The 18440-nt window shown below is 62.9% G+C and carries 21 protein-coding genes and 1 tRNA gene; 9 read left to right on the top strand and 13 right to left on the bottom strand.

Annotated elements, in window-relative coordinates; translation table 11 throughout:
• Positions 1-77 precede the first annotated feature (77 nt).
• Positions 78-872, bottom strand: coding sequence for a YdcF family protein (locus P6U30_RS17295; RefSeq protein ID WP_407170108.1), 795 nt, complete (start codon positions 870-872; stop codon positions 78-80).
• 66 nt (positions 873-938) lie between these two features.
• On the opposite strand from P6U30_RS17295, the gene P6U30_RS17290 reads away from it, so the two are divergent.
• From P6U30_RS17290 to P6U30_RS17275, 4 genes are all read left to right on the top strand, one after another.
• On the top strand, positions 939-1880 hold the full coding sequence (locus tag P6U30_RS17290; protein WP_407170107.1) for an acetamidase/formamidase family protein: 942 nt from the start codon (positions 939-941) through the stop codon (positions 1878-1880).
• A gap of 172 nt (positions 1881-2052) precedes the next feature.
• Positions 2053-3879: an AMP-binding protein gene (locus P6U30_RS17285; RefSeq protein ID WP_407170106.1), complete on the top strand. Its 1827-nt coding sequence runs from the start codon at positions 2053-2055 to the stop codon at positions 3877-3879.
• Between the two features lie 162 nt (positions 3880-4041).
• Positions 4042-4242, top strand: coding sequence for a hypothetical protein (locus P6U30_RS17280; protein WP_016844973.1), 201 nt, complete (start codon positions 4042-4044; stop codon positions 4240-4242).
• A gap of 102 nt (positions 4243-4344) precedes the next feature.
• Positions 4345-4809, top strand: coding sequence for a GcrA family cell cycle regulator (locus P6U30_RS17275; RefSeq protein ID WP_407170105.1), 465 nt, complete (start codon positions 4345-4347; stop codon positions 4807-4809).
• Positions 4810-4843: 34 nt separating this feature from the next.
• On the opposite strand, the gene P6U30_RS17270 is transcribed toward P6U30_RS17275, so the two are convergent.
• Positions 4844-5812, bottom strand: coding sequence for an SDR family oxidoreductase (locus P6U30_RS17270; protein ID WP_407170104.1), 969 nt, complete (start codon positions 5810-5812; stop codon positions 4844-4846).
• Between the two features lie 220 nt (positions 5813-6032).
• On the opposite strand from P6U30_RS17270, the gene P6U30_RS17265 reads away from it, so the two are divergent.
• Positions 6033-6161 carry a hypothetical protein gene (locus P6U30_RS17265; RefSeq protein ID WP_407152186.1) on the top strand — a complete coding sequence of 43 codons (129 nt, stop codon included), beginning with the start codon at positions 6033-6035 and terminating at the stop codon, positions 6159-6161.
• Between the two features lie 13 nt (positions 6162-6174).
• Here the strand turns inward: P6U30_RS17265 and P6U30_RS17260 are convergent, their stop codons facing one another.
• On the bottom strand, positions 6175-7083 hold the full coding sequence (locus P6U30_RS17260; protein WP_407170103.1) for a dihydrodipicolinate synthase family protein: 909 nt from the start codon (positions 7081-7083) through the stop codon (positions 6175-6177).
• A 171-nt stretch (positions 7084-7254) separates the two neighbouring features.
• On the bottom strand, positions 7255-7476 hold the full coding sequence (locus tag P6U30_RS17255) for a hypothetical protein (RefSeq protein WP_407170683.1): 222 nt from the start codon (positions 7474-7476) through the stop codon (positions 7255-7257).
• 488 nt (positions 7477-7964) lie between these two features.
• Between P6U30_RS17255 and P6U30_RS17250 the strand changes: the two genes are divergently transcribed.
• Complete coding sequence (locus tag P6U30_RS17250) at positions 7965-8477, top strand: MarR family winged helix-turn-helix transcriptional regulator (protein ID WP_407170102.1); 513 nt, start codon at positions 7965-7967, stop codon at positions 8475-8477.
• 1148 nt (positions 8478-9625) lie between these two features.
• Here P6U30_RS17250 and P6U30_RS17245 read toward each other — a convergent pair.
• The 9 genes from P6U30_RS17245 to P6U30_RS17205 all read right to left on the bottom strand — a co-directional run bounded on the left by P6U30_RS17245 (position 9626) and on the right by P6U30_RS17205 (position 16390).
• Positions 9626-10108, bottom strand: a complete 483-nt coding sequence (locus P6U30_RS17245; RefSeq protein WP_407170101.1) for a hypothetical protein — start codon at positions 10106-10108, stop codon at positions 9626-9628.
• Positions 10108-11544, bottom strand: a complete 1437-nt coding sequence (locus tag P6U30_RS17240; protein ID WP_407170100.1) for an HD domain-containing protein — start codon at positions 11542-11544, stop codon at positions 10108-10110. The genes P6U30_RS17245 and P6U30_RS17240 overlap by 1 nt, the downstream gene beginning before the upstream one ends.
• A 111-nt stretch (positions 11545-11655) precedes the next feature.
• Positions 11656-11733, bottom strand: a tRNA-Pro gene (locus P6U30_RS17235).
• Between the two features lie 65 nt (positions 11734-11798).
• Positions 11799-12416 (bottom strand): MerR family transcriptional regulator, encoded by a 618-nt coding sequence (locus tag P6U30_RS17230; RefSeq protein WP_407170099.1) that lies wholly within the window; start codon positions 12414-12416, stop codon positions 11799-11801.
• Between the two features lie 31 nt (positions 12417-12447).
• Positions 12448-12783: an integration host factor subunit alpha gene (locus P6U30_RS17225; RefSeq protein ID WP_407152182.1), complete on the bottom strand. Its 336-nt coding sequence runs from the start codon at positions 12781-12783 to the stop codon at positions 12448-12450.
• 132 nt (positions 12784-12915) lie between these two features.
• Complete coding sequence (locus tag P6U30_RS17220) at positions 12916-13893, bottom strand: beta-ketoacyl-ACP synthase III (RefSeq protein ID WP_407170098.1); 978 nt, start codon at positions 13891-13893, stop codon at positions 12916-12918.
• A complete protein-coding gene (plsX, locus tag P6U30_RS17215; RefSeq protein ID WP_407170097.1) occupies positions 13890-14951 on the bottom strand; it encodes a phosphate acyltransferase PlsX in 1062 nt (353 codons plus the stop codon). Before plsX ends, P6U30_RS17220 begins: the two co-directional genes overlap by 4 nt.
• Positions 14952-15254: 303 nt before the next feature.
• A complete protein-coding gene (locus tag P6U30_RS17210; RefSeq protein ID WP_407170096.1) occupies positions 15255-15842 on the bottom strand; it encodes a YceD family protein in 588 nt (195 codons plus the stop codon).
• Complete coding sequence (locus P6U30_RS17205) at positions 15839-16390, bottom strand: ubiquinol-cytochrome C chaperone family protein (protein WP_407170095.1); 552 nt, start codon at positions 16388-16390, stop codon at positions 15839-15841. The genes P6U30_RS17210 and P6U30_RS17205 overlap by 4 nt, the downstream gene beginning before the upstream one ends.
• A 136-nt stretch (positions 16391-16526) precedes the next feature.
• Between P6U30_RS17205 and P6U30_RS17200 the strand changes: the two genes are divergently transcribed.
• The 3 genes from P6U30_RS17200 (at position 16527) to P6U30_RS17190 (ending at position 18286) form a co-directional block, all read left to right on the top strand.
• Positions 16527-17012, top strand: a complete 486-nt coding sequence (locus P6U30_RS17200) for an outer membrane protein assembly factor BamE (protein ID WP_407170094.1) — start codon at positions 16527-16529, stop codon at positions 17010-17012.
• Positions 17013-17034: 22 nt separating this feature from the next.
• Positions 17035-17124 (top strand): hypothetical protein, encoded by a 90-nt coding sequence (locus P6U30_RS17195; protein ID WP_407170474.1) that lies wholly within the window; start codon positions 17035-17037, stop codon positions 17122-17124.
• 157 nt (positions 17125-17281) lie between these two features.
• Complete coding sequence (locus P6U30_RS17190; protein ID WP_407170473.1) at positions 17282-18286, top strand: Bug family tripartite tricarboxylate transporter substrate binding protein; 1005 nt, start codon at positions 17282-17284, stop codon at positions 18284-18286.
• The last annotated feature ends 154 nt before the right edge of the window (positions 18287-18440 follow it).

Genomic DNA, 18440 nt, shown 5'->3' with positions numbered 1-18440 from the left:
CGTGATCGGCGGCTTCGCGCCGCCTGTTGGTTTGATGTTAGCCGGATTGACCGGCGGAGGCGACAGCTCGTCGCGACTTAGCGCGCGACCGGGCCCGGCAGCAAATCGTCGATCTTACCCGTCAAGCGATAGGCCACGAGGCCGATCCACTCCCGCATGCCGAGATCGGTCCGCGACATGCCTTCGACCGAGAGCGTGGCGAGGCCGAACACATTGCCGATGCGCCAATCGACTGGATAGGCCTCGACGTTGAATCCCGCCCTGCGGAACAGCCCGATCGAGCGCGGCATGTGATAGGCCGATGTCACGAGCAGCCATCGCTCGCTTGGCTTCGGATCGAGCAACGCCTTCGAGAACTGCGCGTTCTCCACGGTGTTGCGCGATTGACGCTCGATGATCACGCGCGATTTGGCAACGCCCAGGCTTTCGAAGATCTCGCCCGCATAATCGCCCTCACGCGCGTCGTTCGAAATCAGGTTGGCGCTGCCGCCGGTGAATACGAGGCGCGCATTCGGATATTTGCGGGCGAGTGCTGCGGCGGCGATGATGCGGTCGGGAGCGCTGCGCACGACCGGCGTGCCGTACGCGGCCGACACGTCGGGGTCGATCGAGCCACCGAGGACGATGATGCCGTCGGGCGCGCCGCGCGAGGCATCCCACGGCGGAAAGCGCTGCTCCAGCCCGTACAGCAGAATGTTGCCGAGCGGCGAGAAGGCGCAGATCGCGAGCAGCACCAGCGATACCGCCATCAGCCTGCGGCCGAGTGCAGCAAATCGTGTCAGCAGCAGGATGACACCGATCAGGCCGATGCCGAGCAGGAGGTTGATCGGCAGCAGCATGATGCCGAGCGTCTTGGAGAGAACAAAAAACAAGGGAAGCCTCTGCGAAGTTCTGCTACAGCGTCATACGCTGCCAACGCTGCAATCAAAAGACGTCACATGACCCATCATCATCTGAAGTCCAGTCCCGAAACCTGCCATTGGGGCTTTTTTGAAGCCAAGCTGAAGCCGGTCCTGACGATTGCGAGCGGCGACGAGGTCACGATCGAGACCGTCAGCGGCGGGCCCGAGGTGGTGCCCGACCGCAACAGATTTCACGTTCCGCCCGAACTGGCCGACATCCATGCGCGGAGCGAGCGGATGGTGCCGGGGCACATCCTCACCGGCCCGATCGCGGTCAGCGGCGCCGAGCCGGGCGACGTGCTGGAGGTCGATATCCTCGATGTGCAGCTTCGGCAGGACTGGGGCTACAATCTGATCAAGCCGCTGTCCGGCACCCTGCCGGACGATTTCCACGAGCCGCGCATCCTCAACATCCCGCTCGATCGCGATCGCATGGTCGGACGCATGCCCTGGGGGCTCGACCTGCCGCTGAAGCCGTTCTTCGGCGTGATGGGCGTGTCGCCGCCGCCGGCCTGGGGCCGCATCTCCTCGCTTGTCCCGCGCGCGATGGGCGGCAATCTCGACAACAAGGAGCTCGGCGCCGGGGCGAAGCTCTATCTGCCGGTGTTCGTGCCGGGTGCGCTGTTTTCCTGCGGCGACGGCCATGGCGTGCAGGGCGATGGTGAGGTCTGCGTCACCGCGATCGAGACCGCGCTCACCGGCCGCTTCCGTCTGACCTCGCGCAAGGACATCAAGCTCGCCTATCCGCGCGCGGAGACGGCGGACCATTACATGACCATGGCGATGGATCCTGACCTCGACCAGTGCGTGGTGCGGGCCTTGCGTGACATGATCGCCCTGCTCGGCGAGAAGCGCAACCTCTCGCGCGAGGACGCCTACACGCTGTGCAGCCTGGCCGCCGACCTGCGCGTGACGCAGACCGTCAACGGCTCCAAGGGCATCCACTGCATGATCGCCAAGTCTGTCGTCCACGGATGAAATTGTCATTCCGGGGCGTATCGAAGATACGGACCCGGAATCTCGAGATTGCTCGGTGCGCAATTGCGCCCTGAGGTTCGATGCGACGCATCGTCCCGGAATAACGGGATTGTTTTTCACGCCTGCGCCTCGATACAATCCTCGCCAACGAACAAAAGCGACGGGGACGGACATGCTGAAGGACAGGCTTTCGCCGGCCGATGAAGCCGCGCGCGATGAGGAGATGCAGGAGGCGCTCGCCGCCTGCCCACGCATTCTCGATCTGATTGCCCGCGGCGCGCAGGGTGCGCCGGATGCCGAGGCCGCCATCTATCTGCGCTCGCCACTCGATCCCAACCCTGTGGTGATCTCCAACGATCACCTGATGGGCTGCGTCAAGGCCGCCGAAACCTTCTTTCGTGCCCAAGGCGTCGGCAAGGACGACGCGGTTGCGATCCTGCTGCCGGCCTGCCCCGCGACCGTGGTTGCGATCTTCGGTGTGGCCGCCTGCGGCATCGCCGAACCGCTCAATCTGCTGTTCACGCGCGACGCGATCATTGCCCAGCTCAACGCGATCAAGGCAAAGCTGTTGCTGGCGCCACCGCCGGGCATGCCGGGCGGCCTCTACGAGAAGATCGAGGGCTTGCAGCGGGAGGTGCCGACGCTCAACCGCATCGTGATCGTGCCGCTCGACGGCGGCATCGCGTTCGATGACGAGGCGCTGCGGCCCGATCCCGCCTGGCGCGACGACTACGGCAAATCAACGGACATGAGCGAGGCCGACCGTGTCGCCGTGATGCTGCCGACCGGCGGCACCACCGGCCATCCCAAGGTGGCGCGGCTCACCAACCGCGCGATGGTCGCCTCGACCGTCTCCTCCAAAATGGCGCTCGACTTCCGCCGCGGCGAGCGCGGCATGATCACGCTGCCGCTGTTCCATGTTGGCGGCCTGTTCTGCACCGTCGCCAGTTGCCTGACGTCCGGCGTCACCATGCTCATGCCCGGCCCGGCCGGCGCGCGCGACCCGGCGCTGATCACCAATTTCTGGAAGATCGTGCAGCAATATCGCATCAACATCGCCGGCAATGTGCCGACCGTGCTCGGCGCGATCGCCGATGTCCCGGTCGGCGACAGCGACATTTCAAGCCTGCGCGTCACCGCCACCGGCGCCTCGGTCTGCCCGCCGGAGATCGAGCGGCGTTATCTGGCGACCTGGGGCGGCCCCTGCATCCAGCAGCTCTACGGCATGACCGAGCTTGCCGGCGCCATCGCGCACGACGTGCACGGCGTGAAGCCGCGCCCGGAAAGCGTCGGCACGCCCAATCCGCTGGTCGAGCTTGCGATCCTCGAAGGCGGCAAGCTGCACACGGGACCCTGGCCGTCGCCGGTTGGCGAACTGCTGACCAGGGGACCGCAAGTGTTTGCCGGCTATGTCGACAAGCAGCAGACCGAAGACGCCTTCCATGAAGGCTGGCTGCGCACCGGCGACATCTGCCGGATCGACGCCGACGGCTTCGTCTACATCATGGGCCGGGCCAAGGACGTCATCATCCGCGGCGGTCACAACATCGATCCGCGCGCGATCGAGGACGCGGCATTGCAGTTTCCCGGCGTGGCGCTTGCCGCCGCGGTCGGGCGTCCCGACGCCTATGCCGGCGAGGTGCCGATGCTGTTCGTCTCGGCGCAGCCTGGCGTGCATGTCGACGCCCAGGCGCTCGCCGCCTTCGTGCAGGACAACATCCCCGAACCACCGGCGCGGCCGCGCGCCGTGTCGGTCATCGCCGAGATGCCGGTCACGCCGGTCGGCAAGATCTTCAAGCCGAAGCTCCGCGAAATCGCCGCTGGCGAAGCCGCCCGTGAGCTGCTCGCATTGGAGGGGCTGTCGAACGAGGTCCGCGTGGAGGCGATCACCGACCCGTCGCGGGGGCTGGTCCTGAGCGTCGCGACAACGCCGGACAAGGCCGAAATCGCTGAACGGCTGCTCAAGAAGTTCCCAATCAAAGTTGAGTTGCGAACTTAAGCCCTTCGTTCCGCTGGACAATCTGGAGCGCGCGAGATGCCGGGAACCGGCTTCTGGGCGCGCGGCCGTTTGCGCGCAGCCGAGCCTTGACGAACTGCTTCATTCCTAAATAGACTCTAAATAGATACTTTTCAGTACGCGCGTTCAGAGTTAGCGTTCCCCATGGCTACGGAAAAGGCCGAAACCGACCGCGTACCCGTCACGTTGGCGCTCTCGACCATCGGATATCTCGAGAAGCTGGTGAGACAGGGCACTCACGGCACGAGCGTCCCGGGCGTTGCACGGACACTGATCGAGGAAGGCATTCGGCTCGCCATCAAGGACGGGCTGCTTGCGATCCGCGACAACGGTCGCACGCCCTGAGAGCATGGTCCGGAAAGCGGGAAGCGAATTTCCGCAGGATCACGCTCAAGCATAAGGGCGCCCACGCCGGCGCGGCGGTTCAACAGAATGTGGAACCGTCAGATGATCGCCATCGAACCGACCTGGACGCCCGAGCGCGTCGAGCAACTCAAAAGCGGCTTTGAGGCCGGCCTCTCCTGCCGGGACATCGCGATCAATATCGGCGTCAGCCGCAACGCGGTGATCGGCAAGCTCTCACGACTGAACCTGACGCGCACGACGCCCGGCGAGCGCCGCGCACGCCGGAAGAGATCCGCCGGAGCCGCGTCCAGAGCGACCGCAAAGCAGCAGCTCCAGATGTTGCAGGCGGTCTACGACCAGCAGGCCGACGATGCTCCCGTGGTCAGCACCAACAGTTGCTCGCTGTTCGAGCTCAGCGAGCAGCGCTGCCGCTGGCCGATCAGCACGCCGGGGGCCGATGACTTCTGCTTCTGCGGCAACACCCCGCTCGGCGGCATGCCCTATTGCCTAGGGCATTACCGCCTCGCCTACCAATTGGGGCCGCGCCAGCGCGCGGCGCGCGGCTAAATTGGGGCTTCAGTCCTGATCCTGTCAGAACGGATCAGCCGACCTTCCAGCCGGTCGCCGCAACGATGTCCTGATAGAACTCGGGCGTGTAGGCCTGCTCCGGGGTCTTGCGCACCCGCTCGTCGAGCAAATGCGCGTCGTCACCGACCAGGATGCGCCAACGGTCAGCCTTGACACCATCGAGGATGATCTTGGCGGCAGCGGCCGCCGAGGTCGGCGCCTCATCGTGGAAGATGCGGGCGCGGTCGTGGGCGAGTTGCTGGATGTCGGCATCCGACATCTTGGCGACGTCGATGCCCTGTCCCTTCAGCCGCTGGCGCGCCTGCATCAGCTCGTCGGCGGAGAGCTGGTCGGAATCGGTGCCGAGCTGCACCTTGCGCGAGTTGGAGACGATCGAGGTGCCGATGTGGCCGGGCATCACCACCGAGCATTTCACATGCGGCGCGTTGAGACGGAGATCGTTGATCAGCGCCTCGGTAAAGCCCTTCACAGCGAATTTCGCCGCACTATAGGCGGTGTGCGACACGCCCAGCCCGACCGAGGCCCAGAACCCGTTGACGCTCGAGGTGTTGACGATGTGGGCCTCGTCGGCCTTCACCAGCAGCGGTAGGAAGGTGCGGACGCCGAGATAGACGCCGCCCCAGCAGATGTTGAAGGTGCGCTCCCACTGCTCGCGCGTGTTGGTGAACAGACTGCCGCCGCCGCCGATGCCGGCGTTGTTGAACAGCAGATGGATCCTGTCCGTCGCCTGCTGCTCGATCAGCTCGTCCCGGAACCGCTTGTAGTGATCCTCGATCGAGACGTCGGCGACATGGGTGGTGATGCGCAGGCCCTGCGGCAGCTTCTCGACCTCGCAGAGCCGCTTGGTCTCCGCCATGGCCTCGGCCGACACGTCGCACATCGCGACATTGCAGCCTTCGGCGACCAGTTGGCGCGCGAGCTCGCGTCCCATTCCCGTGCCGCCGCCCGTGATCACGGCAATCTTTCCCGCGAAATCCTTCATGAGAGTTTCCTGACATTCTAGTGTTCTTGCGCGAGCGTGAAACACGCTCCGGCCCCATGGCAACGAGCCGGGAAAACCTACGATCGATCGCCACGCAGTTCAACGCGACCCCGTTGCGGGGCCAAACCGCAGCGCGGAATTTCCTCCTCCGCGTGCCCCTTGAACCACTTCGCATCGATTGCGACGTATTGATGAGGAGAGCTCACTCCAGGAGGTTGCCATGACCCACTGGCATGACACGATGGTCGATCGACCTGACGATCGCGACCCGGCCTACGCGGTCGGTTGGGTGATCAGCGCTCTTGTGGTGCTCGCGGCTGTCGTCGGCGTCTGGCTGCTCGGGATATGATCTGCACAGCGGCCTACTCGGCCGCCTCGCCGCGCTTGCCGGTCAATGCGCCAAGCCCCTCCAATGCCTTCGCGATCGCCGCCTGCTGTGCGGGCGACGCCTCCGGCATCGGCGCCCGCGGATAGGTTTGCGGCAGGCCCTGCAATGTCTGGGCATAGCGCGTGCAGGCCGGCAGATTGTCGGCAATGAGCGCGTTCCACATGGTCAGCAGCTTCTTGTGCAGCTCAAGCGCCCTGCCGTGGTTGCCCGACTTCACCGCGTCCCACAGCGCCACCGAGGCATGCGGCACGGCGGTGAGGATCGCCGCGATCGAGCCGTGCGCGCCGAGCGTGTAGGACGGATACATCAGGGCATCGACCGCGCTATAGATCAGCTTGTCCGGCGCCATCATCATGAGGTCGGCGAACAGCTTCAGGTCGCCCGCGCTCTGCTTGACGCCGATCACCAGCGGCACCTCGGTCATGATCCGCGTCAGCAGCGCCGGCGACAGATAGGACCACGGCACCACGTTGTAGATGATGACAGGCATGCCGGTCTCGTCAGCGATGCGGCGGAAGTGACCGACCATCGCCTCGTCGTCCGGCTTGAACAGGTAGTGCACCGGGGTCACCTGGAGAGCCGCGACCCCCATGTCGCGCACCAGCCTGCCGCGGCGGATGGCGTCGCGGGTGGAGTCGACGATAATGCCGGCGATGACCGGTGCCCGGCCTCGGGTGGCCTCCACCGTTGCCGCGATCAGGTCGCGATATTCCTCATGATCGAGCGCGTGGCCCTCGCCGGTCGAGCCGCCGGCCGCCAGGCCATGGGCGCCGGCACCGAGCAGCCAGTCGACCTGTGGCGCGACCAACTTGAGATCGATCTCGCCGTCCTTTCGGAACGGCGTCGTCATCGGAGGTATTACGCCGGTCGGACGTATTGTCATGGCTGGCCCTCGCCGTTTCCATCCCGTATGTCCGATCCCGCTCTTGCGGCGGTGTTATCGATCGGCAGGCCAAGCCTACCGATTGTCGTTGCGCCGTCCAGTTGTTGCGGGCGTGGGACTGGCCCTTGATACGAGCATGACCGAGTGTCCGAGCGTCGCAAAATGTCCGCGCTACGGAAAGAACAGCTTGAGCAGGCCGCGCCACGAGAAATCGAGGATCACCTCATGGTGCCGCAGTCCCTTGCCGCCCTTCACCAGCCCGAGATCCCGTATCAAGCAATAGTGGCCGCTGCTCATACGAGCCAGTCGGCTGTTCTTGAAGCGCCCCATGACCGGCGAGAATGCATCGCGGATCGATTCCGTCAAATCTTGACGGTGACGAATCGGCAGCAAGGCTGGGTGCCCTCCGCCGTTCCTGCAATCGCGGAGCCACTTTCTCGGGCCGGAGCCGCGCGACCCGCGCGCGGGTGATCGCGAGCGGGCCCGCGGAATCAAAAACCTCCGGCAGGGCATTGCCGGAGGTTTGGGAGGCTTAGCATCAAGCTAAGAGCCATCATTCGCATGTTGGCCGCAGCTTATATAGTTTAGTAAGTCAGGTAAGTAAATGAGTGTGCTGCAAATGGATCGTCGAACGAATCTCGGGGTTCATCGTCGTCGTTCGCACGGACCGTGACGTCCGCGGCCCTGCGACCCTCGCGTATTGCCTTCCAATGATCATTGGTCGCGCAGAAACAATCTTACTCGTCACATCGGTATCACGATTAATTTAAGCTACTTGCACCGGCCTTGCTTTGCGTGAACAGTCGCGCCTGCCCGCAAGGATCACAAGAATCAAGGCAGCGAAAAAGCTGTCCCGGGCGCGAGGAAGAGGAAACCGAGCTGTGTCAGTCACAAGGAAGGATGCGGCGCGTCAGCGCGCCCTGGAGAATCTCGACATCATCAAACGATTCACCCTCGAGATTTCCGCGATCAATTCTCATCTCGAGGAAGTCCGCCAGTTCTGGGGCAAGTCGCTCGGCGTCAGCGCTCCACAATGGATGATCCTGATCGCGATCTCGGATCTTGACAAGGACGACGGCGTGCAGATCAACATGGTGTCGAAGCTGCTCCACGTCGATCCATCGTTCGTCACCACCCAGTCCAAGCTGCTGGAGCAGAAAGGGCTGCTGCGGCGCGCGCCCTCGCCGTTTGATGCGCGGGTGGTCCGGCTGTCGCTGACCGACAAGACCAAGAAGCACCTGGCAAGCCTCGCCGGGCAATACGACGCGTTTCGGAAATCCGTCTTCGAGCAGTTCAGCGAGAAGGAATTGGCCGAGTTCACCGGCAAGCTCGCCAGCCTCAACAGCCGCCTCGAAAAGGCGTGCGTGAAAGTCGCGCTGGACTACACGGCGTGAGACCCTCTCGTTGACGGCTGCAGTAGTGCCTTGTGTCGCGGCATGTGCGCGTCGGCACAGTGTCAGGTCCCTTGGGTTCGACTGGCTGAGAGACTGCTTGCGCTCCCGCCTGCATAGTTGGGAGCACCGTCATGCCAGAGCATGACAAGCCTCACCCGCACCCCCTAGCTCCAGTCCCCGATCAACTGCGCGCGGCGATCGCCAAATCGCGCGAGCTTCTGAGAGGACCATCGCCAGACATATTCTTGGGCCGAAAGACATAAGAACCATTCCCGACGGAAAACCAGTGGAACGCCGCGACGCCCAAAACCTGCTTCACAGCGAGTTGCAGGCGCCAGCGAACTCCGGAGATCCAACGCCGCCGCTGTACCCTGCGGGCTAGTGATCGCGAACTACCGGACCTGCCTTGGACCAAGCGCACAGAAGCGGCGGCGGCGCTGGCGCCATGGTCCGAGCTGACACAGACGCTCTTGCGCGCGACTGCAATCTCGATCTTGCCTACTTCAGCTTTGAAGGCTGAAAGCTCCAAAACAGGAAACGGGAGCCAACCGGCCCCCGTCCTGTTCAAGTCAAAAAGTAGATGAGAAGCGCGAGAGCCCGAAGGCAAGCGGCCACATCTATTTTGATCGAACACCGGATCATCACATGCTTTCGCATATCGATAACTCCGGGTCGTAGCGCGCCACAACCCAAGAGGTTGCGGAATAGCTCCCATCTAACGAATAAGCCGTCGTTGACGGGTCCATCGGCCTGCCCCTGGCGAGCTAGCATCGCCCGAAACAGCGTCGGCGGTGATCCCTATCCACCTTTCGGGTTTACGACCTCCGGAGCTGCACTTTTGATCGCGCTCGCTCATTTTTCGTGTCTGATGGAATCGAGTCCGACGTTTACGCGGGGTGCCTCGCCGGGACCAAGGGTACCACCCTCGGGCGACAAGACCCGCAGATCGAAAAATACGTCGTGATTCGACTATTCGCCAGCCCGTAAACGATGAACTGTCGACAGTTTTCGCTGGTTTCTATCGATTAAGCGGCAATCGGCGCAGGATTTCGGAGGCTGACCAGACAAGCCGCGTGTGTGGGGGTCGCCATCACGCTATGGATGGCGACGCAGGGCTCGCAGACGGTGATCGAGGAATCGCTGATTAATTAGTGCAGCGCCTGCAACTCATGAAGCAGCGCTTTGGACTGCTCTAATCTTTGAGGCGTGATCTTGGAAGCTTTGCGCCGTCTCGTCTCTTCCCACGCGTCACTTCCGTATCCGTTCTTGCGAAGGAAGTCAGCAGTCGCCGCCAGTTCAAGAACTGTGGCCTCGTACTTTCCAAGCACCTTCAACACTTCGCCAGCCTTATCGAAGTCTGGAAAGTCGCTGATAGGAGCATTCGATTTGAAAATCGCGTACTCGTTTCCGTAACTCATCTTCCACTCAACGTCGACCATCCCCAAAGCCTCTGCGTCAAGAGCAGCGGTAGCGAGTTCCTCGCTAAACGGGCCATAGTGGTGATAGTCGAAATCGAACCCCAGATTGATTCCGCAAGCTTGCAGCAGATAAACGGATTTCTGAAGACGCGTCCTTCCGACGAGCTTGCCCCCATTCAAGGCGATTAGCTCCGCCACCGTATCGTAATCCATCACAGTCCCTCCGCCAGCTTTCGGACCTGTTCGCCAATCGCATCGTCGCGGACATAGACGCGGTAGATTGATTTAGACTGAAGAGCCTTTACAACCTCTGAACGTCTGGCCAGGTCTTCGTAAGATCCGTCCGGCTTTCGAATATGTATCTTCGCCATCGCTTCCGAAGTATCGTAGCCCCGCAACTTGTACGGCGTGCGGTTCGTTTGATCTTCAAATACGTCGTTCGGCTTGAATACCTGATTCGTCTTGGCGTCCCGCAGACGCATTTTGAAGCGCGCCACCGCATCGTCACGCCCGGCGAAAAGGTCTCCGATCTCGATCGCCTTATAGAGCCGCCTATTCAGCAGCCTGAACGAGAGATCCTTGCAAACATCGTCCGTTGCTTCCGTCATGAAATGGAGGCTGGACCAAATGACGAAGTCATCGAGTGCAAGATATTCCCTGAGCGCTTGATTCTTTAAAAAGCGCACGAGTGGATGATTCGTGGGCAGCCCTGATTTATCCACCTCTCCTTTTTCCAAAAGCTCGCCAACTCGACAAATCAAAGCGGTCAGCAACTTCTCGGCGGACCGTGTAGCTTTGTGGAAATACACGGCGAAGTACATATGGAACAAGCCAAGCACGTATGATTCAGCGGCCTGGAACGCCTTTCCGCCAAGGATCAGGGTTTCGGCCTCGGCGTAGTGTTCACCGTCGATGGCCAGCGGTATCTTATCGACCTCAAGGTTTGCAAGCAGCCACGGATAGTCAAATCCACCGTGTTGCGCTCCGGTCATCAGTCGATCCCGCCGCACGTAGTCAAGGCGATCCGCATCAAACTGGCTCGACACGATAGCTGAGTAAATGTCGGTCGGGCTTTCGTTCTTGAGAAGCGCGGCAACATTGTCCCTAAACCCATCACCGACCTTCGATAGGATAGCCCCCAACTCCGTATCGCCGGTGACAATGTCGGCTGTCCACAATTCGTGCCGCTTAGGTTTCTGTTCCTTGCCTTTTCCGAGTTGCTTCATCGCATCCTCGAAAGCGTGACTAAAAGGTCCGTGTCCAACGTCGTGAACGAGCGCCGCGGCCAGGGCGATGTTAGCTCTCTCCGGATCGTTCTTCCCGATTCGTGTCGCGATCAAAGACGCAAGGTGTCGAGCCACATGGAAAACGCCCGCGCTGTGAGCAAGTCGCGTGTGCGTCGCCCCCGGGTAAACCAGTTCCGAAAAGCCGAGTTGTTTGATCCGCCGCAATCGCTGAAACTCCCGTGAATTCAGCGCCTCCCACATCAGACCGTCAAAGTCACTTTCGGTGAAGATGATCAGGTCATGGAGGGGATCACGGATTCGTTGGAGTTTGGGCACGGCACCACCACTGGTAGACGGCGCTTCGTGCGACGAATCGCCGTCCGAGTGCAAGAGGTGGCCGCCCTGTTCATCCACAAGAAGCATGCCCCATTATGTTCCTGTTTTGTTCACATGTCGAGCGACGTATCGGAAACAAATGACACAGTCGCCCACTGCGCTGACTGAAACCCGGGTGCCCGAAATCCGGCTAAGTGTTGGTCGGAGCGAGAGGATTTGAACCTCCGACCCCTAGTCTCCCAGACTAGTGCGCTAACCGGGCTGCGCCACGCTCCGATGCCGTTCCATTAGCTGTGATCCCGCGTTCGCGCAAGGCGGGAAGCGGGCCTTGAGGCCGTCGATCAGACGCCGGTTCCACCACGGTCGCCGCCGTCCTTCATCGCGGTGTCGATCATCTGCCGGCAGGCGACCAGGTCTTGCAGCGCGCGCTCAAGCCGTTCGCGATCGGCCGCCGAAATTCCGGCTCGCGCCGGAGGCGCCGCGGCCGGTGCCTTCGGCTGGGCGCGCGCCTTGTAGGTGGAGAGGATGGCGTCCTCGTCGGGGTCGACGAATCGATAGTCGATGCCCTTCTCGTCGCCGTCGCCCTCTTCGCCGTCGAGATCGAATCCGCCGTTGAGCTCGGCGTCGTCGGGCTCGGCCATGCTGTGGCCGACTGCTTCCTCGACCGCGCCGAACGAGACGGCCGCGGTCTGGTCGGCGATGCCCTGCACCGACTTGATGCCGTGCTCTTTCAGAATCCGCTGCACGCCGCGGATCGTGTAACCCTCGCCGTAGAGCAGCCGGCGGATGCCCTTGAGCAGATCGACGTCGTCGGGGCGGTAATAGCGGCGACCGCCGCTGCGCTTCATCGGCTTGATCTGCGCGAAGCGCGTTTCCCAGAATCTCAGGACATGCTGGGGAATGTCGAGTTCGTCAGCGACTTCGCTGATGGTACGGAACGCATCCGGCGCCTTGTCCAAATGCCCGCTCCTCTCACCTCATTTTCAATGGTCACTCGGCCTTGCTGCCGTCGCCATTGACGGCCATGTGGCCGTTGATCCGCTGTTTCAGGATTGCCGACGGCTTGAATACCATCACGCGACGCGGCGAAATCGGCACCTCGGTTCCGGTCTTCGGATTGCGCCCGATGCGCTGGCCCTTCTTGCGCACCATGAAGGAGCCGAACGACGACAGTTTCACCGTCTCGCCCTTCTCCAGGCAATCGGTGATCTCCTTCAGCACAAGCTCGACGAACGCCGACGATTCCGTGCGCGACAGACCTACCTTCTGATAGACCGCTTCGCAGAGATCGACGCGTGTAACTGTTTTTCCGGTTCCGGTGGTCATCGCCTGCCCCGCACTCTCGGCGAACAATTTTGTTGACTGAAATTAAAAGCTTAGCACGCAATGGTCAACAGCGACCAGCACGCGGATGCCGTAAAGAAGCCGGCAAAATGCTCGCACTTTTTAGCAATCGGCTCACCAGCGCACGAGCGCCGAACCCCAGGTGAAGCCGCCGCCCATCGCCTCGAACAGTACCAGATCGCCCTTCTTGACGCGTCCGTCCTTCACCGCGGCCGACAGTGCCAGGGGAATCGAGGCGGCCGAGGTGTTGCCGTGCTTGTCGACCGTCAGCACCACCTTCTGCGGCGCAATATGGAGCTTGTGCGCCGATGCGTCGATGATTCGCTTGTTGGCCTGATGCGGGATGAACCAGTCGATATCCTCGGCAGTGATGCCGGTCGCGTTGAACGCATCGACGATCACGTCGGTGATCATGCCGACGGCATGCTTGAACACCTCCCGGCCCTCCATCCTCAGATGCCCGACCGTCTTGGTCGAGCCGGGACCGCCGTCGACGAACAGCTTCGCCTTGTGACGTCCGTCGGAACGCAGATGCGTGGTGAGCACCCCCGGATCGCTGGTCTTGCCGGCGTGCTGCTGCGCCTCGAGCACGATCGCGCCGGCGCCGTCGCCGAACAGCACGCAGGTGCCGCGGTCGTTCCAGTCGAGGATCCGCGAGAAGGTTTCCGCGCCGATCACCAGCGCGCGCTTGTAGGCGCCGGTGCGCAGGAAATTGTCGGCGGTGGCGAGCGCGAACACGAAGCCCGAGCATACCGCCTGCAGGTCGAACGCCGCGCCGTGGTTGATGCCGAGCCCGTGCTGGACCGCGACCGCGGTGGCGGGAAAGGTGTTGTCGGGCGTCGAGGTCGCCAGCACGATCAGGTCGATCGCCTGGGCGTCGAGCCCTGCATGCGCGAGCGCGGCGCGCGCCGCGTTGATCGCCAGATGCGAGGTGAACTCGTCGTCGGCTGCGATGTGGCGCTCGCGGATGCCCGTGCGCTGCACGATCCACTCATCCGATGTATCAATTCGGGTCGCAAGTTCGGCATTGGTCAAAACCCGCTCCGGCAAGTATGAGCCGCAGCCGAGCACAACCGAACGTATCGCAGTCACGAGACAGCCTCCTGCGCGGTCTGCGCCTGCACCAGCGCGCTGCCGTCGCGATTGAGCATCTGATTGATCTTGGTGAGGAGATCGTAGTGCGCCATCTCATAGCCAACATCCACCGCATAGGCAAAGCCTTCCGCGTTGATGCCGCCATGGCTCTTGACCACCACGCCCTTCAGGCCGAGCAGCACCCCGCCGTTCGACTTGTTGGGATCGAGCTTGTCGCGGAGCTGCTGGAACGCGCCGCGGGCGAACAGGTAGCCGATGCGCGCCAGCCAGCTCGATGACATGGCCTCGCGCAGCAAGGTGAACATCTGGCGCGCCGTTCCCTCGGCGGTCTTGAGCGCAATGTTGCCGCTGAAACCCTCCGACACGATGACGTCGGCGGCGCCCTTGCCGATGCCGTCGCCCTCGACGAAGCCGACATAGTTGAACTGGGACGAGTTCATCGCCCGCAGCATTCCGGCCGCCTCGCGGATCTCTTCATGGCCCTTGATCTCCTCGGACCCGATATTGAGCAGGCCGACGGTCGGGCGCTCGAGGTTGAACAGGACGCTCGCCATCGCGCTGCCCATCACCGCGAGCGTCGCCAGATGCCGGGCATCGCCACCGATCGTGGCGCCGAGGTCCAGCACGACAGAATCGCCGCGCAGCGTCGGCCACACCGCCGCGAGCGCCGGACGGTCGACGCCGGGCAAGGTCCGCAGGTTGAGCCCGCCCATTGCCATCAGCGCGCCGCTGTTGCCGGCAGAGACGGCGACATCGGCCGCGCCATGTTTCACGGCATCGATCGCAAGCCACATCGAGGACGCGCGGCGGGTCCGCCGCAGCGCCTGGCTCGGCTTCTCGTCATTCTTCACCGCGACATCGGTATGGATCACCTTCGACACCGCTTTCAGCGCCGGATGCCTGGCGAGCTCGGGCTCGATCTTGGCTTGGTCGCCGAACAACAGGAATTCGCTGTTAGGATGACGACTCAACGAAATCGCAGCGCCGGGAATGACGACGGATGCGCCGACATCGCCCCCCATGGCGTCAAGCGCGATTCGAACCTTTTGAGGCATGAACGTCCCGGAAACCTGCTCTCCCACAACCTTTCAGATCAAGGCCGCGAGCTTGAAGTCACCGCTGTCAACGGCGCGCGGCGAAACGCCAACTCGCGTCCCGGCCGGGCCGCGACAATAGCGTGTCCGCGGTCCGACACAACCTCTTGACGGCGTTCCACGGTGTGGCCGGACCGTCACACAATACATCACGCCAAAACGAAAATACATGACGTTTCAATATATTGTGACGATTATCTGATCTGGCAAGGGATGCCTCTCGTGCGTTTCCGCACACAGGTCATCCCCTTACAAAAGTGGGTCCTAGCCGCCCTTCGGCTTCTTGCCGTCGGTCTTGCCTTTCAAGGCCTTCAGCGCGGCAAACGGATGATCTTCCGGATCAGGCGCTTCAACCGGCTGTTCAAAGACCGCATCCGGCTTGCGCGGATACGGATCGATACCGAGAAACAGCGCGTCGGTGGCGAGCCGGCCGATGTCGATGAAGCCATTCACGATCGGCTCGGGCGGATCCGGCGTCTCGTCGTCGCTTTCCTCGGCATCGTCGACCAGATCGGCCATCTGCGGAATCTGCTCGGGCGGCGCGAACATCACGTCGATCGGTTCGTCGATCTCGTTCTCAATCGGGTCGAGCGTCACCACGCAAGTCTGCCCGACCCGTCCCTGCACGTTGCCGGTGACGTGGTAGCTGCCGTCGCGTTTCGGCATGATGTCGAAGGCCGCGTGCGCGGAAATCAACTCGCGCAGCCCGGCGATCTCGGCCATCGCCCGGCGGGCCGCCTCGTCGGCCTCGATCTCGCGATGCAGCCCGGATTCCGGAACCTGCGCCGCATTCACGAGGACCCGCCAGGGATCGCGCGTTGGAGCGGGCCGTGCTGTCGTGCCGCCGCTCATGCCGCCTCACCCGCGGGCTGGAGGGCCGGAAAGCGCCATCCGCCCTGAACCAGGGCGGCCAGATCGACCCGCGACAGCTCCGCCATCGCGCGCCTTGCATAGGTTGCGAGTTCCCGCGCCTTGTCGATGTCCCTGCCGTTGAGGATGTTCTTGCAGAGCGACTGGGCCAGCGCCTCGTCACTGTCGGTCAGCGCCAGATCATAGGCCGCGGTCCGGCCGTAAAACGCTTCGCCAAACGCCTGCATGCGCTTGGGCACGGTCAGGTCGCCGACGCCCATCTCGCGCAGATTGTCGTCCATATCGACGCAGAAGTGGTCGAACAGGGCCTGCGACAGATCCGCGCCGGCACCAGCGGATTTGAGCTGCCGCAATACCAGCCAAAGATGCAGCAAAAGCAGGTCGAAACGGCCATTGACCGTGTCCGGGACGCCCAAGTCACGGTAAAATAACGGTTCTCGCGCCTGCGTCACGATCATGCCATAGATGGTCTCAATGGTGCTGCGCGGCGGCACCCGGGGCTTCCTGAAGTGATTAAACGGCCAAAGCATGATGGGTTCCGGCTGCGGGCCCCAAAGGTCGCCTGTTGAGGGTTAGCCTGTTGGAGACTCGGCTATATTGCAATCCATTGAGCTGCCCGGTACGTCAACGCCTCGCGCGATGCAAGGGGACGAATCAGTTCCGCCGATGAACCACACAATGCCAATACAGTCACGCGGAGCCTCCGCGCGCGGCCTGCTTTCGCGCATCCGCGCGATCTCCGCCGTCGGCTTCCTCTGTGCCGCCTGTGCGAGCCTCGGAGCCTGCACCGGCGAGCAATTCCAGAAGGGCTACATCCTGCCGGACGGCGCGCTGGAGCAGATTCCGATCGGCGCGAGCCAGGACCAGGTGCTGATCGTACTTGGCACGCCTTCCACGGTCGCCACGCTCGATGGTGAGGTGTTCTACTACATCTCGCAGCGGACCTCCCGCCCGGTCGCCTTCATGAACCAGCACGTGATCGACCAGCGCGTCATCGCGGTCTATTTCGACAAAAACCGGCAGGTGCGGCGGCTGGCCAATTACGGCCTGAAGGACGGCAAGATCTTCGACTTCGTCAGCCGTACCACACCGACCTCGGGCCAGGAGATGTCCTACCTGACGCCACTGTTCAAGCTGTTGAGCTTCAACTAGGCCGAGCGGCGACGGACACAACATCGCCTGCAAGATCGACGGCTTCGGCGCGACGAAGCTGAAGTCGGAATTCGTGAAGGAAGGCTCGGTACACGCGCTTCGTGGCGCCTGAGTTCGGCTGCTCGAAGCACGGTCGGGAGCTTGCTGCGCGACATCAGCGCCATGTCGATGGCGAGCCGGACACCTGCGCCAAGTTGCCGCTTGCCCGAAAGACAAGCGGTCCCCTAGGGTCGCTCGCAAACGTTGCAAGACCAGGGGGCAAACGCGTGATCAGCAAGAGATTTTCCCGTCGTACGGTATTGTCGGGCGCAGCCGCGCTGTCGGCCGCGGCGATTCTGCCGCGTGCGAGCCTGGGCGCCGGAGATTGGCGGCCGACCGAGACCGTACGGATCATCGTGCCAGCGGCCGCGGGCGGCTCGACCGACGTGATGGGACGGCTCCTCGCCGCGCACCTGCAGCCGATCTGGGGCCAGTCGGTGGTCGTCGAAAACCGCTCTGGCGCCGGAGGCACCATTGGCACCGCGGAGGTCGCCCGCAACAAGGGCGACGGCCACACCATCCTGATCGGCAATCCCGGGCCGAACGCGATCGCCTACAGCATCTTCAGGAACCTGCCCTACAAGGCCGACCAGCTCCAGCCGGTCTCCAACATGATCCGGATTCCGAACATCGTCACGGCGCATCCGACCACCGGCATCAAATCGATTCCGGAGCTGATCGCCTACCTGAAGGCCAATCCCGACAAGCTCACTTATGGCTCGTCCGGCACCGGACAGAGCCCTCACCTCACCGGAGCCTGGTTCCTCCAGCTCACCGGACTGAAGATGACGCATGTGCCGTTCCGCGGCGCCGGGCCTGCGCTCCAGGCCGCGCTCGCCGGCGACATCCAGATCCTGTTCGACAACCTCTATCCGTCGCTGCCGCAGGTGCTCGACGGCAAGCTCAACGGGCTCTGCGTCACCACGCCCGAGCGCAGCGAGGCCGCGCCGAAGCTGCCGCCGATGCGCGAGGCCGCGCCCGAGCTTGCCAGGTTCGACGTCTCGTCCTGGTTTGGCGTGTTTCTGCCCAAGGCGGCGCGAGCCCCTGTGGTCGATGAGCTGAACCGGCAGGTCAAGGCGATGCTGGAGCGCGACGACGTCAAGAAGAACATCGCCGGCATGGGCGCCCGCGCCGACTACGGCACGCCGCAGCAGTTTTCGGATTTCGTCGGGGCGGAGACGACGAAGTTCGCCGCCATCATCGAGAAGGAGGGCTTGCAGATGGAGGTGAAGTGACGGCGTAGCCGTCATTCCGGGGCGGTGCGAAGCTTCGAACTCCAATACGCAATTGCGCATTGTGGAATCTCGAGATTCTCAGGCGCGCAAGTGCGCGCCATAGTTCGCCTCTTCGAGGCGGCCCGGGAATGACGCGGTGAGCTCGTCGACCCCA

Origin of the sequence: Bradyrhizobium sp. ORS 111 (genome assembly GCF_045571485.1) — a bacterium.
Taxonomy (GTDB): domain Bacteria; phylum Pseudomonadota; class Alphaproteobacteria; order Rhizobiales; family Xanthobacteraceae; genus Bradyrhizobium.
This window is presented reverse-complemented; position numbering and strand designations above follow the sequence as displayed.